General features: G+C 57.4%; 10 protein-coding genes, 4 pseudogenes and 1 other annotated feature. Of the genes and pseudogenes, 9 read left to right on the top strand and 5 right to left on the bottom strand.

The features are described from left to right. The first annotated feature begins 31 nt into the window (after nt 1-31). Together istA and istB are read left to right on the top strand one after the other, a co-directional pair. Nucleotides 32-1,600: pseudogene (gene istA / locus JZX88_RS13060) on the top strand (IS21 family transposase). Further along, nucleotides 1,533-2,267: an IS21-like element helper ATPase IstB gene (gene istB / locus JZX88_RS13055; RefSeq protein WP_065116746.1), complete on the top strand. Its 735-nt coding sequence runs from the start codon at nt 1,533-1,535 to the stop codon at nt 2,265-2,267. The pseudogene istA and the gene istB overlap by 68 nt, the downstream one beginning before the upstream one ends. 118 nt (nt 2,268-2,385) lie before the next feature. On the opposite strand, the pseudogene JZX88_RS13050 reads toward istB, so the two are convergent. After that, a pseudogene (locus JZX88_RS13050) lies at nt 2,386-2,957 on the bottom strand (transposase); the annotation flags it as partial. Next, nucleotides 2,560-2,676 (bottom strand) — a sequence feature (AL1L pseudoknot). (Overlaps the previous pseudogene by 117 nt.) Before the next feature lie 418 nt (nt 2,958-3,375). Here JZX88_RS13050 and JZX88_RS13045 point away from each other — a divergent pair. The 7 genes from JZX88_RS13045 (at nt 3,376) to JZX88_RS13015 (ending at nt 11,359) form a co-directional block, all read left to right on the top strand. Beyond that, entirely contained in the window at nt 3,376-3,882 is a 507-nt protein-coding gene (locus JZX88_RS13045; protein WP_236771874.1) for an RNA polymerase sigma factor, read from the top strand. Between the two features lie 113 nt (nt 3,883-3,995). After that, on the top strand, nt 3,996-4,922 hold the full coding sequence (locus JZX88_RS13040) for a FecR family protein (protein WP_065116744.1): 927 nt from the start codon (nt 3,996-3,998) through the stop codon (nt 4,920-4,922). A gap of 142 nt (nt 4,923-5,064) precedes the next feature. Then, complete coding sequence (locus JZX88_RS13035; RefSeq protein ID WP_206913829.1) at nt 5,065-7,554, top strand: TonB-dependent receptor; 2,490 nt, start codon at nt 5,065-5,067, stop codon at nt 7,552-7,554. Between the two features lie 16 nt (nt 7,555-7,570). Next, the gene (locus JZX88_RS13030; RefSeq protein WP_077767869.1) at nt 7,571-8,497 is read left to right on the top strand and encodes an ABC transporter substrate-binding protein; all 927 of its coding nucleotides are present in this window, start codon (nt 7,571-7,573) and stop codon (nt 8,495-8,497) included. After that, the gene (locus tag JZX88_RS13025; protein WP_065116741.1) at nt 8,494-9,498 is read left to right on the top strand and encodes an iron ABC transporter permease; all 1,005 of its coding nucleotides are present in this window, start codon (nt 8,494-8,496) and stop codon (nt 9,496-9,498) included. Before JZX88_RS13030 ends, JZX88_RS13025 begins: the two co-directional genes overlap by 4 nt. 11 nt (nt 9,499-9,509) lie before the next feature. After that, on the top strand, nt 9,510-10,535 hold the full coding sequence (locus tag JZX88_RS13020; protein WP_077767867.1) for an iron chelate uptake ABC transporter family permease subunit: 1,026 nt from the start codon (nt 9,510-9,512) through the stop codon (nt 10,533-10,535). Continuing rightward, nucleotides 10,532-11,359 carry an ABC transporter ATP-binding protein gene (locus JZX88_RS13015; protein ID WP_206913828.1) on the top strand — a complete coding sequence of 276 codons (828 nt, stop codon included), beginning with the start codon at nt 10,532-10,534 and terminating at the stop codon, nt 11,357-11,359. Before JZX88_RS13020 ends, JZX88_RS13015 begins: the two co-directional genes overlap by 4 nt. A gap of 122 nt (nt 11,360-11,481) precedes the next feature. Here JZX88_RS13015 and JZX88_RS13010 read toward each other — a convergent pair. The 4 genes and pseudogenes from JZX88_RS13010 to JZX88_RS12995 all read right to left on the bottom strand — a co-directional run. Further along, nucleotides 11,482-11,595: pseudogene (locus tag JZX88_RS13010) on the bottom strand (IS3 family transposase); the annotation flags it as partial. 48 nt (nt 11,596-11,643) lie between these two features. Further along, entirely contained in the window at nt 11,644-12,690 is a 1,047-nt protein-coding gene (locus JZX88_RS13005; protein WP_206913827.1) for an IS110 family transposase, read from the bottom strand. Nucleotides 12,691-12,885: 195 nt separating this feature from the next. Continuing rightward, nucleotides 12,886-13,119: pseudogene (locus tag JZX88_RS13000) on the bottom strand (DDE-type integrase/transposase/recombinase); the annotation flags it as partial. 727 nt (nt 13,120-13,846) lie between these two features. Continuing rightward, nucleotides 13,847-14,995 carry an adenylate/guanylate cyclase domain-containing protein gene (locus JZX88_RS12995; RefSeq protein WP_236771893.1) on the bottom strand — a complete coding sequence of 383 codons (1,149 nt, stop codon included), beginning with the start codon at nt 14,993-14,995 and terminating at the stop codon, nt 13,847-13,849. Between the last annotated feature and the right edge of the window lie 304 nt (nt 14,996-15,299).

Genomic DNA, 15,299 nt, shown 5'->3' with positions numbered 1-15,299 from the left:
CCTCCGGTTTTATCGGAGGCTTTTTATTTGGATGCTTGTTGTGGAGACAATTTTAAAGATACGGCGGCTTTCCCATGTTCAGGGTAGGTCGATCAAGGCGATCTGCCGGGAGCTTGGCATATCGCGCAAGGTGGTTCGCAAGGTTTTGCGTTCAGACGAAACGGCGTTCAAATATGAACGGCACCGCCAGCCTCAGCCGAAGCTTGGTCCCTGGCGCGATCAACTCGACGGTTTACTTCTTGCCAATGAGGCGAAGTCTTCCCGCGAACGGCTAACGCTTATCCGGATATATGAGGATTTACGCGATCTCGGCTACGAAGGCGGTTACGACACCGTCCGGCGCTATGCGAGGACCTGGTCGAAAGAGCGCGGGGCGGTGACGGCGCAAGCCTATGTTCCGCTCTACTACGCGCCGGGCGAGGCCTACCAGTTCGACTGGAGCCACGAGATCGTTGTTTTGAACGGCGTGACGACGCCGGTGAAGGTGGCGCATGTCCGGCTCTGCCACAGCCGGATGATGTACATTAGGGCCTATCCCCGCGAGAGCCAGGAGATGGTCTTCGACGCGCATGACCGGGCGTTCGGCTTCTTCGGGGAGGCCTGCACACGCGGTATCTACGACAATATGAAGACGGCTGTGGAGACGGTCTTTGTTGGCAAGGACCGGCAATATAATCGCCGCTTCCTTCAGATGTGCAGCCATTTCCTTGTCGAGCCGGTGGCCTGCACACCGGCGTCCGGCTGGGAGAAGGGGCAGGTCGAGAATCAGGTCGGCCTGGTGCGCGAACGCTTCTTCACGCCACGGCTGCGCTTCAAATCCTATGACGAGTTGAATGGCTGGCTGCTGGACAGGTGCATCGCTCATGCTCGCGCCCATAAGCATGTCGACCAACAGCAGCACACGATCTGGGAGATATTTGAAGCAGAGCGGCCGCACCTGGTCAGCTACCCTAGCAAGTTCGATGGTTTCCATGCCATGCAGGCTGCGATCGGCAAGACCTGCCTCGTGCGTTTTGACAACAACAAGTACTCGGTGGTCTCCACCGCGGTCGGTCGTCCGGCCGAAGTCCACGCCTATGCCGATCACATCGTCATCCGGCAAAACGGCGTCGAGATCGGCCGGCACAAGCGCTGCTTCGGTCGTGGCGAGACAATCTATAACCCATGGCATTACGTGCCGGTTCTTTCCCGCAAGCCGGGTGCGCTGAGGAACGGTGCGCCATTCCACGACTGGGTTCTGCCGGCGGCCATGGAGAAGGTGCGCCGCAAGCTCAAGGCCATGCATGACGGTGATCGGCAGATGGTGTCGATCCTCGAATGCGTCGGCATCGATAGTCTTCTTGCCGTCGAGGCGGCCTGCCAGGAGGCGCTCGATGAGGGTGTGTTCTCATCCGCCGTCATCATCAACATTCTGGCCCGTAAGCGTGACCCGCAGCCGGCCGCCATTCTTTCCATCCCCGACGCGCTTCGCCTGACCCTTGAGCCCTTAGCCGACTGCGCCCGTTACGATAGCCTAAGGAGGGCAAGCTGACATGGAACGTTCTCACATCCTCGACATGATGGGCTCGCTGAAGCTTTACGGCATGCGCACCGCCTATGACGAGATCATGGCCTCCAGCATCAAGCGCCAGCATGAACCGCCGAAGATCGTCGGTGACCTGCTTCAGTCCGAGATATCCGAGAAGCAGGCGCGCTCGATCAAATACCAGATCACGCTGGCCAAGCTGCCGCTGGCCAAGGACATCGACGACTTCCACTTCACCGGCACGCCCGTCAACGAAGGGCTGGTGCGTCAACTCGCGACAGGCGCATTCCTCACTGAGCAGCATAACGTCGTGCTGGTCGGCGGGACCGGAACGGGAAAGTCCCATCTGTCCATAGCGCTCGCCCGCGCCCTGATCCGCAACGGCATGCGCGGACGCTTTTACAATGTCGTCGATCTCGTCAATCGGCTCGAAACAGAAGCACGCAACGGCAAGCAGGGACGGCTCGCCGACTTCATCTCCAGGCTCGACTTCGTCATCATGGACGAACTGGGATATCTGCCCTTCGCACAGGCCGGCGGACAGCTTCTCTTCCATCTCATCAGCAGGCTCTACGAGCGCACCTCGATCATCGTCTCAACGAACCTGGCCTTCGGCGAATGGCCAGCCGTCTTCGGAGACGCAAAGATGACCGCCGCTCTCCTCGACAGGCTCACTCATCATTGCGAGATCATCGAAACCGGAAATGAATCCTGGCGCTTCAAGAACCGCTCTCAAAGCTAAAGCCGAAAAGACAAACAACCCGCGCCCGAAGGCCCTGCGCTAAATGGAAAGCTCCGGGCCTACGCGCGCTGACCCAAGGCAACCAGAGGAAGGGGTCCCGTTACGACACCGATTGACAGGCAGCGTCGAAGCCCTCCCGCTGCAATTGCCGCCAGACCTTGCGAACGCCATAGACGCGAAAGTTCTGCTCGAAGACACGCCTTATCTCTATCTTCAGGCTGATATCGCTGCGGGCGCGGATCGACAAGCGGTCCACATCCAGGCGCTTGGCGACGTTCTCGTAGTAGGTTGATGGGGCAATCGGCAAAAGCCTGCAGATCGGCTCGACCCCGAACACGCTACGGTGTTCGTCAATGAACGAGATCATCGTTTGAAGGGGCGGTCGAGCTCCGCCATCGCGAAATAGGCCGACGCCTTGCGCAAAATCTCGTTGGCCTGACGAAGCTCGCGGTTCTCCCGCTCAAGAGCCTTCATCTTCTCGGCCGCGTCGCTCGGCAAGCCTGCTCGTTTGCCGCTGTCGACCTCTGTCTTCTTTACCCATTCATGCAGCGTGGCTGGCGAGCAACCGATCTTGCCCGCAATAGATGAAACGGCTGCCCACCGCGACGGGTGCTCTGCCTCGTGATCCAGCACCATGCGGATGGCGCGTTGGCGGACTTCAGGTGAAAACTTGTTCGTTGTCTTGCTCATATCGGCTCCACTCTCTCAGAAGTTGGAGCCTCCGGCAAACCCGGTGCGGTTCATTCGCTCCGGCCGTGTGATCGTGACTATGTGCTTCTTAGTCGTGGGACAACATTCATCCTCCTGATCGGCCTCTGAAGCATTGATATTATCTGCCGATCGTCAAGGCCACGTCGGGTGGTTGCGGATTATCTTGATTTCCATACGTTTGAATGTTCATGGCAGCCTATAATTTGCGAGCATCGCGGTCGGGGCGCGCACTGGTTATTGTGTTCATCAGCTGGCGATTGGAGCACAGCACAAAATATCGGACGCAACCGGAACCGAAGAATTCCCAAATTGAGCGACATACCGCTTGGGTCGGCCGATAACAATAAGATGACTTGAATTATCATGTTTTGTTGATATAGAACCGGCGAAATCTGTATTGGATGACCGCCCCGTGCTGGACATGACGACGCTCTACGAGACTGAATACGATCGGCTTCGCTCATTCGTGCGGCGCATAGTCCGCAATCCCGATACGGCCGAAGATCTGGTCCAACAGGTGTTTACGAACATCCTCGGCTCCGGCGGCAGTTCCAGACCCCATAACGCGGCCTATGTCACGCAGGCGGTGCGAAATCTGGCCCTCAATTACCTCAGGGACTCAGGCCGGCGGGCAGAGATGGAGATTGCCGGCGCCGTGACGGACGATATACCGGATACGAAGCCCTCACCGGAGATGATTGCTCTTTATCGCAGCGAGCTCCGCAGGCTTCTCAAGGCTATCGCGCAGTTGCCTTCGCGTCGGAGGCAGGCTTTCGTGCTCAACAGGATCGAGGGTCTCTCCTATGACGAAATCGCCCGGCACATGGACATTTCCCGCAACACCGTGATTACGCAGGTGGTTGCGGCCATGGCGGAACTCGATCGTCGCCTGCGTGCGGAATAACCGCAGCTTCCATTGGTTTCGCTTCCTCATCTGCCCTATAGGTTACTGGTGATCCGAAGCCGTGAAACCGACCCAACAGATGGATAGATAAAATCGGGAAACGACAGGCTGCTATGCAGGACGACGAAACTGATCCAATCTACATGGAGGCGCTGGAATGGTTCGTCCAAATGAAGGACGAGCAGGTCAGCGAGAGGGACTGGCTTGATTTCGAGACATGGCTGGCCGCCCATCCGTCTCACCGCAGTGCTTATGATCGCGCCCAGGCATTGTGGGATCGCTTCGATATGGTGAAACCGGAGTTCGAGCGGCGGCAGGCGGGGACAATCGGCAGGCGCGGCGCCCTGCTTGGCGGTCTGGCGGTACTGATTGGAGCACCGGTCGCATATCTTTATACCCATGCAGACCTGTTTGCGGATTTCCGAACTGATGTCGCCGAACGTCACTCATTCACCCTGCCTGACGGCAGCACTGTTGAACTCGGCGGCTATTCCGCCCTTTCGATGCTATATTCCGGCAGTGAACGACGTCTCATCCTGCATCGCGGCCAGGCTTTCTTCAGGGTGGCTGCTGACATCAACAGGCCATTTGTTGTTCAGGCAGAGAGCGGTCGCATACGGGCGCTCGGAACCGAATTCGACGTCAAGATCATGCCGGATATGGTAACGGTATCGGTTATCGAACATGCTGTCGTGGTTCAGGCGCCCGGAGCGGATGACGTCGTGGTCCAGTCCGGATGGCAGCTCGATTATGGCGCCGATGGCATCCGGCCGCTGACACAGGCAGATGCGGCCACCGTTCAGGCTTGGCGCCGGGACCGGATCGTTTTCGAGGATGTTCCACTGTGGCGGGTACTTGCCGAACTGGAACGCTACCGCCGCGGCCGTATCATTCTGATGGACCGATCGATCGGCGACGTTCCAGTCACGGCCATCTTTGACACAAGGCATACCGAAATCGCGTTGCAAACAATCGCGGAAACCTTGCCGCTCAGGATTTTAAACGCAAATGGCTACGTAACGGTCATCTATCGCCGATAGACAAAAAATTCAGAAAAATGCAGCACACCGATCATTAGCTCGGTCTTCCCAGGTGTCTAACATTATGAGGGCAACAGCGAAGAGCGACCCTCGAGCGAAAACTAAACCCGTCAGGCGGGTTTTCGGACACAGGGGCGGCGCGATGCAGAACGAATACATCCCGGGACACCGTAAGGATATGGATAATTCCGCACCTGCCCGACGGCTGCGGAAATCCTTCCTTACCCGGTCCCTGATGCTCAGCGCGGCACTCATCGTCGCCTCAGCAGTTCATTTACTACCGGCACATGCACAATCCACACAAACGACCGCACGTGAACGCAGGATTTCGTTCGATATCCCGTCCCAGTCGCTTTCAAGGGCGCTGGTCGCTTATTCCAGCGCAACCGGTACCCAGCTTTTCCTCGACGCCAATCTCGCACGGGGGAAGAACTCTCCAGGCGTCCGGGGCTCGTTTACCCGTAACGAGGCAATCGCGCAGCTGCTCACCGGATCAGGCCTCAACCACCGGATCAACGGCAGCACCGTAACCATCACCGGATCAAACGCGCAGGCCGGCAATGGCGGCGTCAGTGCGGATGGCTCGACGCTGCTTGACCCTATCCTGATCGAACGTATCAACAACTGGAATTCGCCGCCCGTCTACGCCGGCGGTCAGATCGCAACCGGCGGAGCGCTCGGTGTTCTCGGCAATCGTGACGTGATGAGTACGCCATTCACTGTTACGAACTATACGTCGAAACTGATTGAGAACCAGAACGCACAATCCGTTGCAGATGTTGTGAAGAACGATCCCGCCATCCGCAACGTAGAGCCGACCAACGTCGGCAACGGCAATTATTTCATCATCCGCGGCGTGCAGGTTGGCAATGGTGCACTCGCTTATAACGGACTGTTCGGTGTGGCGCCCAACAGCCAGACCACACTTGCGGGCATAGAGCGTGTCGAGATCCTCAAGGGGCCGGGCGCTTTTCTCGGTGGCCTTTCGCCAAGCGGGGTCGGAGGCGTGATCAATCTCGTGCCCAAACGCGCCGAAGATGAGCCGCTCACACAATTTACAAGTACCTACACAACCGACAGCCAGTTTGGCGGGCATCTGGATATCGGCCGCCGTTTCGGCGACGGCAAGGAGTGGGGCGCGCGTGCCAATATCCTTTATCGCAACGGCGATACATCGATTTCAGACCAGGCGCAGGAATTGTCCAACGGAACACTCGCGCTGGACTACAGGGGGGAACACTTCCGTTTTGCCGTGGATCTGGGTCAGCAGGTGCTCGATACCGAGCGGATGAGCAATACGGTAATAGCAGCGCCCGGCGTTCCGCTGGCACGCCCGCCAAAACCTCAGGAAGGCTGGGTATCACCCTGGAACTACAGCGATTTCACCGACCGCTATGCTGCTGTTTCGACGGAATTTGACATTTCCGATCAGCTCTCGATTTACGCAAAGGGCGGCCTGAGTTCCATGGATTGGAATCAGGCGGTAGAGGCAGGAACCGGTCTTCTGCCGAATGGTGATTTCACCGCGACAGGTCGGCGATATCTGATCGATATAGACCGCCGGTCCGCAGAAGCAGGCTTGCGCGCCAATTTCGACACCGGCCCGGTGTCCCATGACGTCACGCTTTCCGTGAACGGCTACCGCGCCGACCGGAGTTCTGCGACCACCCGGGTCTTGTCGGTAACGCAGTCCAACATCTATAACCCCGTCTTTGCACCGGCGCCAACCATCATCGACACGCCGATTGGACTGCAAAGTGAAACGACCTTCACCAGCATTGCACTGTCCGATACTCTTTCCGCATTCGATGAACGACTGCAACTGACGCTCGGGTTACGCAAGCAATATGTCGAGGTCGACAATTTCAACATCGTGACAGGAGCGAAAACGGGCTCCTACGAAAGTGATGCGCTGACGCCCGTCATCGGCCTGTCAGTGAAGCCATGGGACAACACCACAATATATGCGAGCTACATAGAAGGTCTCAGCGCCGGCCAAACCGTGCCCGACACCTATTCGAATGGCGGCGAGGCGCTTTCACCCTATGTTACGGAACAATACGAGGCCGGCGTGAAGGTTGACTGGGGCGACATTCTCACCACACTGAGTATTTTCCAGACCACACAGGCTTCCGGCGTCGCCGACAGTGTCAACAACACTTTCAAGGCCGATGGCGAAACGGTTTATCGCGGCATTGAATTTAACGTGGCAGGCGAAATCACGTCGTCGCTTCGTGTTCTGGGCGGGCTTGTTCTTCTTGACGCGGAGACGACAAAGACGGCGAATGGTCTCTATGACGGTAAGAAGGCTGCCGGCGCGCCGGATTACACCGTCACGCTGGGAGCCGAATGGGATCCCGAGTTCCTTCCGAACCTGACCCTGTCGGCACGGATGAATTCCACGGGTTCATCTTATGTCGATGCCGCCAATCTGCAGAAAATGTCCGGATGGAACACCTTCGACTTTGGCGCACGCTATACCTGGGAGCGGGAGAATGCCCAGCCCATCGTCTTCCAGGCGAATCTCACCAACGCTTTCAACGAGGCCTATTGGAGCACATTCCCGGGATTCAATCTTCTGTACCCCAGTGCATCTCGTGCCCTGACCATTTCAACCACCTTCAAGTTTTGATCGGGTCGAATTTCTGATGTCTCACTTTTCGCGGCGCGCATTTCTGGCGGCTGGCGCATCCATGGCCCTGCCTGCGGCAGCAGCATTGCCTGCCTCGGACTGGCGACGAAGGGTGGAAACATCTCTGGGTCGCGTGGACATCCCCGCAAGTCCGCAGCGCGTACTTGCGGTCGATTCCCGGATCAGCCTGGAATTGGCGCTGGCTCTCGATCTGCCGATAGCCGGTTACAGCCACAGCCGGGCGCGACCTTGGGTTCCCGTGCCCGACAACGTGCCGATGCTGACGGCTCCGCCGGACCTCGAACAGATCCTAACGCTGGCACCGGACCTGATTTTGTGTCCGGACTCCTCACCAAATTCTGACTGGTGGCCGTTGATCCGGTTGTCGTCCATCGCGCCTGTTCTGCCCTCCAGTCATCTTCATAGCTGGCAGGTTAATCTGCAGGACCTCGGCAACTGGCTCGGCAAGACACAACTCGTGCAGCAGCGCCTCAGCGAACACGACAGACTGATCTTGGATATCCGCAATCAACATGCCGATACGCTGTCGCTCCAGCGTTTTGCCGCACTCTATTACGATACGGTCAAGCGACGCGCGATGGTTTGCAGCCAGGGTACCGGCTACGGTCTTGTCATGCCGGCACAGGTGCTATCGGAACTCGGCGGACAGGAGATCGGCGCAGACCGGCTCGGCCCCTATGGCGAGGTGGCACTGGAATGTTTCGGCGAGGTCTTAGGCGATGTCGACGCCATTCTGCTAATCGATTTTGGGAATGGCGGCGCAAACCAGTTATCCGCCGAGCCATTATGGCAAAGGTTGCCCGCCGTCTGCGCGGGTCACGTTCATCTCATCAATGGAAACTGCGTGTTCGGTTCACTTTACACGGCACGGTACTTGGCCGAGGGCTGGCGCCGCCTTTTCGCGAGAGCGCAACCGCAATGACGCCACTTGCCGGCAGTAGACTGCGTGTGATCCTGATCGTTCTGTGCTGCGGCCTCATTCTGTCAGCAACGGTCCTACTTGGTCTTTCCACCGGAGCCCGCCATATGCCTTTCGGGACCGTCTTCGACGCAATACGCGGCCGGGCCGACGATGAGGCAAGTCTGATCTTCTGGGATATCAGGCTGCCACGCGTCACGCTTGCCACACTGGTGGGAGCTGCCCTGGCCGTTTCCGGTGGCATCATACAATCCGTCACCCGTAACCCTCTCGGCGATCCCGGCCTGCTTGGTCTCAATGCCGGCGCCGGGCTGGCGATCATCATCGGAACAGGAACTCTGGGAACCGACATCATTTCCTCGCCTTTCTGGCTCGCTGCCATCGGTGCGGGTCTTGCCGCCTTTACCGTACAGGCTCTGGCAGGCCTTCCCACGCCGATGCGCCTCACGCTGGCCGGCATCGCCGTCGGCGCCTTCTGCTTTGGCCTGACACAGGCCATCGCCCTGACCGATCCGGACCGTTTCGATCTGGTCCGCAACTGGCGCGCTGCATCGCTAGCGGCGGCAACAGCGAAAAACGTTCTCGCCTCGCTCTGGGTGTTCGTTCCCGGCTTTCTAGTGGCACTGTGGATTGCGCCACGGATCGGCCTGATCGCCCTCGGCGACGACCGGGCGGCATCGCTTGGCGTTTCCGTCCACCGAACGAGATTCATAAGCCTCATAACTGTGATGTTGCTGGCGGGAGGTGCCACGGCAGCCAGCGGTCCCATCGCCTTCATCGGACTTGCCGCCCCGCACATCGCACGACGGGCGGTGCAGGCTGGTGAAGGCGCCACACTCGCTGTTACGGCCTTCATCGGCGCCGAGCTGGTCATTCTGGCGGATGCGATAGCACGCACTGTCATCGCACCGAACGAGATCCCCATAAGCGTGGTGATCGCCTTGCTGGGTGCACCATTTCTCATTTTCATGGCGCGCCGGCGACAGCCCACGCGCCAGGCCTAGAGGACGGACCGATGCGGCAGCCTGCGGAGAGGCATTTTTCACCGGTCCCCCTGCGCAGAGCGGGATGGAGCACCTTTTTTATCGCTGCGGGCCTTGGCCTGACCATTGTGGCGTTGGCTACGGGGACGCTTCCGACCAGCCTGCGGCAGGTGGTGATCGCTCTGTCAGGCGAAGGTGACCCATCTATCAAGCTCGTTGTCCTTGAATGGCGCACACCACGCGTTGCTGCCGCAATCCTCGCCGGAATGGCGCTCGGCATGGCTGGCGCACTGTTCCAGACCTTGCTGCGTAATCCGCTCGGAAGCCCCGACATTCTCGGTTTCGATTCCGGCGCCTTCACAGGCGCGCTGCTGGCCATGCTCGCGGGGGCCTCCCAGGTGATGATCGCCATCGCAAGCCTGGCAGGAGGAATGCTTGCGGGTGGGTTCGTCTATGGTCTTGCCACCCCCCGCAATACCGACACGGAGCGCATTATTCTGATCGGCATAGCGATCGGTGCGTTCTTCATGGCATTGAACGACTGGGTCGTCATGACCGTACAACTCGATATGGCACTCGCGGCCGCCAACTGGAAAGCAGGATCACTGAACGGGGCAGATGGGACCAGACTTTACCTGAGCCTGCTGATGCTGTGCCTGCTTGTGCCTGCGGCGCTGGCCTGTGCACGCCCCTTGCATATCCTCGAACTGGGAGAGGACAGGGCCGCCAGCCTGGGAGAAAACGTTGCGGCAACGCAACTGAAGATCGCCGTTATCGGACTGGCTCTGACGGCGGTGGCAACCTTCGTGGCCGGTCCAGTCGGGTTCGTGGCATTGATTGCACCAAGGATTGCCTTTTGGCTGACTGGCAGCGCTTCGATCCCGCTCTTCGCCTCCTGCCTGTCCGGCGCCGTGTTTTTGCTCAGCAGCGACATTGCCGGCCGAATTCTGTTCCTGCCCCGCATTATACCTGCGGGGGCAATGACTGCCGCATTGGGAGGCATTTATTTCGTCGCACTGTTGTGGATCAGGAGAAACGGTAAAGGAGCAGCGGCATGAACGCCTCTTGCCCTGCCATTCATACCGAAGCCCTTTTTGCTGCACCCGGCCGCACCCCGGTTTTGCGCGACGTCAATGTGCGTTTTCCACGCGGAGCCTTTTCTGCGATTATCGGGCCGAATGCATCGGGCAAATCGACCTTGCTGCGCTGTCTGGCGAGGCTGCTGTCCCCGTCCTCGGGACACGCGTTTCTCGACGGGACCGATGTTGTGCACCTCGAGCGCCGCGCTTTCGCAAAAAGGGTCGGCCTCCTGCCGCAACAGGCGCAATTCCCCGACGGAGCAACAGCGCTGGAACTGGTTCGGCGCGGCCGTCATCCCCACCACGGTTGGTTCCGTCTCTGGTCTTGCGCTGATGAGGCAGCCGTGGAAGAGGCCATATCCGTCACGTCCATCGGGCCCTTCGCGCTGCGGCCGGTTAACCAGCTCTCGGGCGGGCAAAGGCAAAGAGTGTCTCTGGCGATGCTTCTCGCCCAAGGAACCGATATTCTTCTACTGGACGAACCAACCACCTATCTCGATCTTGCCCACCAGATCGAGATGCTTGAAATTTGCAGGGGCCTGATCACCGCCAACAGAACGATTATCGCCGTGATGCATGACTTGACCCTTGCCGCGCGCTACGCAAGCCATTTAACCATCGTCCATCGTGGAACGGTCGTCGAGCAGGGTAAACCCTGGGACATACTGACGGAAACGACAATCGAACGCGTCTTCGGATTGAGGTGCGCCATCATGCCGGATCCAGACTATCAGACCCCGGTCATCCTGCCCAGAGCACCGACGAGTGGCCCTTCCATAGGCGATGAGCTCGGCAGCACTTAAGTTCATCGCCCTTGCGAAAAGCAGGTCGTTGAAGCAGCGTTGATCGGAATTTATATGTCGTCAATCAGGTGATTGTTATTTGTCTTTTTGAATAGCCCCGAGTTTGGTAGACACCCCTCGTGTTAAATTTTCTGCTGCTTCTCGAACTCGACCGGAGACAGCATTCTGTTTCTGACGTGTTTGCGTTTCGGGTTGTAGAACATCTCGATGTAATCGAACACGTCCTGGCGAGCTTCAGAAGGTTGAAGAAGGTCTCGGCCACTGCGTTGATGCTCCTATATCTGTCAAGGCCCAGAGAACTGGGAAACAGATGGCGTGCAGAGATGGCGATATATCTCCCTGATGATATATCGTTTTAGGCATCGAACGATTTCCCGCCTGGTTTTGCCTTCCGCAGTTCGACGCGCCGCGTATGTTTTCGTTCTGTCGTCATCACGCATTCGAACGACCGCAACACGATAAATGGCGGCATTAGCCTGTCGATTGCCGCCTCGATTGAGGCGCATTCGGTTGGTCTTGCCGCTGGAGGCCGGAATTGGGCATACACCGCACATTTTTGCCAAGGCAGATTCCGATTTGATGCGTTCGGGATTGTCACCGATCAGGATCAACATCTCGGCGACGGTTATCGTTGATATGCCGAACGACTTCATCAATGCAGGAGCTTTGCTGATCACCATGCGTTCGAGCTCACACTCGTGTTCCGCAATTTCCTCGTGCAGCATCAACCAACGACGGGCGATGGCCCGCATGGCAACTTTTGCCGACGAACTCGGCGATAAAATCTCGCCTGGTCGAAACGCGGCGATGTGACGGATCAAGGCGATTGGCCCTTTGATCTGGTCGAGCGCATCACGCAGATCGGACGGTGCGTTTATTATCAACGTTCGCAAAGTGATCATTGCCTGCGACTTGGCCTTTACAGCGCTGTCGCGGGCGACTTTGATATGCCTGATCATTTCCGATGACCCTGTTTGAGCTTTCGCCAAAGCTGTGGCTTGACCATTCAGAACCGAACGCGCTGCGCTTTCGGCATCGAGACTGTCGGATTTGCCGTGAAGGTAGCGGATTTGTCGGTTGGGGCGCATCACATCGAGAACCGTATGTCCTTGAGCCAACAGTTCCCGGGACAAACCTGCTCCATAGGAGCCGGTCCCCTCTATGCCGAATGCCTTGATATGGCTGAGCCTGGATGCCCAGGTCTCCAAGCTCGAGTATCCTTTTCGTGTCGCTGGTATAGTGATGGTGCCTAAACGAGCGCCGTGTGCATTGATGGCAACGGCAACATGGTTGGCCTTGTGGGTATCGACGCCGACGATGATATGATCCATTGGGTGCCCTTCGGTTAAAATAGCCCGGGCACCGATCGAAGAGGGCAGGACTGTGATGGTACGCTGACCGTCAAGCTCCTATGAAGTCACGTCTCGCCCGCTGCCGGGGCAACCTGATGGACGACACGTCAACGCAATGACACGCGATCAATCATAGCATGGGTCAGGCCATCAGGCTGCTATAGCACATTCACAGTCATGGCAGTTGCCGCGTCGGCTCATCGAATGAACCAGATTGTGGTGCTTGAGGAACGAGGCCCAGTCCATGCTGGTGAACTGCGAGCCGTGATCCGAGTGGATCAGCACCTTGTTCTTCCGCTTGCGCCGCCACGCCGCCATGAGCAGAGCCTGCAGCACGACGTCGGTGGTTTGGCGGCTCTGCATTGCCCAATCGGTCACCCGGCGGGAATAGAGATCGATGACAACAGCGCAAATGCGAAGCATTTGTCGCGTGGGCCAGATACGCGAAGCCCTCACAGGTCCGGAGTGGAGTAAGAAGCGCGGATGCGCTTCTCCTCCCCGAACCGTACGTGCACCTTTCAGCGCATACGGCTCTCTATTCAAGCTTGGCCCATGGCCATAGCAACGTCATGATAGTTTGATGTGACGGTACTGCGGTCTTCAAGCCGGAAGATGTATGGGTTTCCCTCCGGATTGCGCCACCGGAATTGCGCCTTGGGGCTTGAGACAAGCCGTTGCAGCGCTTTCCCGACAGGGCCGCCGCGTTCATTGCGACCAAACACGAGCCAGGTTTCGCCTTGCCCGGTTCCGGGACCCTAATGGACGCACGCACTGTGGCGCTATCAGCCGTACTGCATGACCGAGTTTCGTCATCTCGCGTGACCAGTAATGAGCACTCCCGCACGCCTCCATCACGACGATCGAAGCGCCTTGCCCGGCCATAAATCTACGAAAATGCTGCCGGGATAGCTTCCGCCGAAACTTGACCTCTCCGGAAAGCAAAGTTCCATGAACCTGGAAAACGTTCTTCGCCAGATCGATCCCAATCATCGTGTTGTATGCCATGCTGCCATCCTTCCACCCATTGGATTTAACTCGACTATCCTCTGACAGAACGTGTCGGGTGGGTAGAGCGACAACCACACCATCTATTCATATGGAGCCTGCGTCGTTTACTTGGATCATACCGTAACTTTTACGGGTATTTTTGGTACGGCAAGCGGCAAATGTATCTGACGTTAATCAATAGTCGTCGCCCCGGTAAGGCAACAGAACTTTGTGAGAGCCACTCGGCCGGAGGAATTGGTACCCTCAATCGAAGCATTAGATCGCACGAAACGACAAGCAGCGCTCCGAGAGATTTTGCAAGAGATTCCAACCGCTCAGCGACATTGACGGCGTCGCCAACGACTGTAAACTCATTATGGCAGCCACTATCCAAAACACCGCTGATCACGGTTCCGTAGTGCAGGCCGATGCCAGCTTCCAAGGAAGGATAGCCATTGTCCAGGCAGTAGTTCCTCCAGTTGCTTAATACGTTCACTAGTTCCAGGGCACATGCAATTGCGCGATCTGCATCGTACTTGCTGGGCTGTGGTTGTCCAAAGACTACCATAACGCCGTCTCCGATGAATTTGTCTATGGTCCCGCCATATTCGATGATTGTTCGGGAGACTAGTTGACGATACTTTGTGAGGGTGAAGGTCAGTTCATCAGCAGATGCAGTTTCTGCGAAACGGGTGAAATCACGCAAATCTATGAACATGATCGCTGCATCGCGGCGTTCAAGGCCAAGATTGCTACCCGTCTCTTGAAGTTGCTCAACAACAAGTGGGGAGAAAAACCCGGAAAGGTTAAGGCGTCGCTTGTCGGCTCTGAGGCCTTCTTTGCGCGTGTGGTCATGATCCCTCGCTAGTAGGTAAATTGCGAAGGCGGCGAATGCGAAGCTAACTGTCAGACCAAGGTCACGATTAAAAAACGATCCAATGACGGAGGCGGTATCACCCGTGCGGTGTCTGACTGCGATGGTCGCAAGCATGGCGACCCAGGAAGTAAGAACAAGTCCAGAGAAAATAACGATCAGTTTACGATCAAGTTCAAGGGCCACCTGGGTGAGCAGGATAAACGCAATGACCAGGCCGGTGGTTGTAAGATTGTGGTTTTCGCTGGCTTGCCTGCTCAGGATATGTGCGTAGAGAACTAACGTCATCAAGGTAGCGTCAAAAACTACGAAGACGATTTTAAGCCATGTACGATTGGGTAATAATCGTGTTGCTGCGACTAAGGCGATGCTGATCGTAAAATAGATGACGGGGACGGCGAGGGGGGTGCGTTCGGCTCCCATACTGCCTCCGAGGATGAAGTTGGTGAGTAAAATGACGAAAGCAACGAAACGCAAAAAGATTGAACGGACTTTGCGAGCGGTGTCCCATTGAGGGGCCAAGGGATTCAAAGGTGATGTAATATTCTTCGTCTCCGAACAGAAAAAAGTGAGTTGGTGTTCCTCGCCGACCGCTTGGCGCGAGTATGGGACGTGTTCACGATTGGATGCGTCCCATCACATCGCTGCTGTTATTTCAGCTGCGTCACGGTCAGCTTGCCGTTCACCCGCTCGGCGACGAATTGCACTTTCGCGCCTTCCTGCAATT

Origin of the sequence: Agrobacterium sp. OT33, from assembly GCF_017313365.1 — a bacterium.
Taxonomy (GTDB): domain Bacteria; phylum Pseudomonadota; class Alphaproteobacteria; order Rhizobiales; family Rhizobiaceae; genus Agrobacterium; species Agrobacterium rhizogenes_A.
The sequence above is the reverse complement of the archived record's forward strand: the minus strand, read 5'-3'. Positions and strand labels throughout refer to the sequence as shown.

Coding starts and splice junctions, on each gene's coding strand:
- istB (WP_065116746.1), top strand. CDS start 1,533: ATGGAACGTTCTCACATCCTCGACATGATGGGCTCGCTGAAGCTTTAC.
- JZX88_RS13040 (WP_065116744.1), top strand. CDS start 3,996: ATGCAGGACGACGAAACTGATCCAATCTACATGGAGGCGCTGGAATGG.
- JZX88_RS13035 (WP_206913829.1), top strand. CDS start 5,065: ATGCAGAACGAATACATCCCGGGACACCGTAAGGATATGGATAATTCC.
- JZX88_RS13030 (WP_077767869.1), top strand. CDS start 7,571: ATGTCTCACTTTTCGCGGCGCGCATTTCTGGCGGCTGGCGCATCCATG.
- JZX88_RS13025 (WP_065116741.1), top strand. CDS start 8,494: ATGACGCCACTTGCCGGCAGTAGACTGCGTGTGATCCTGATCGTTCTG.
- JZX88_RS13020 (WP_077767867.1), top strand. CDS start 9,510: ATGCGGCAGCCTGCGGAGAGGCATTTTTCACCGGTCCCCCTGCGCAGA.
- JZX88_RS13015 (WP_206913828.1), top strand. CDS start 10,532: ATGAACGCCTCTTGCCCTGCCATTCATACCGAAGCCCTTTTTGCTGCA.
- JZX88_RS13005 (WP_206913827.1), bottom strand. CDS start 12,690: ATGGATCATATCATCGTCGGCGTCGATACCCACAAGGCCAACCATGTT.
- JZX88_RS12995 (WP_236771893.1), bottom strand. CDS start 14,995: ATGGGAGCCGAACGCACCCCCCTCGCCGTCCCCGTCATCTATTTTACG.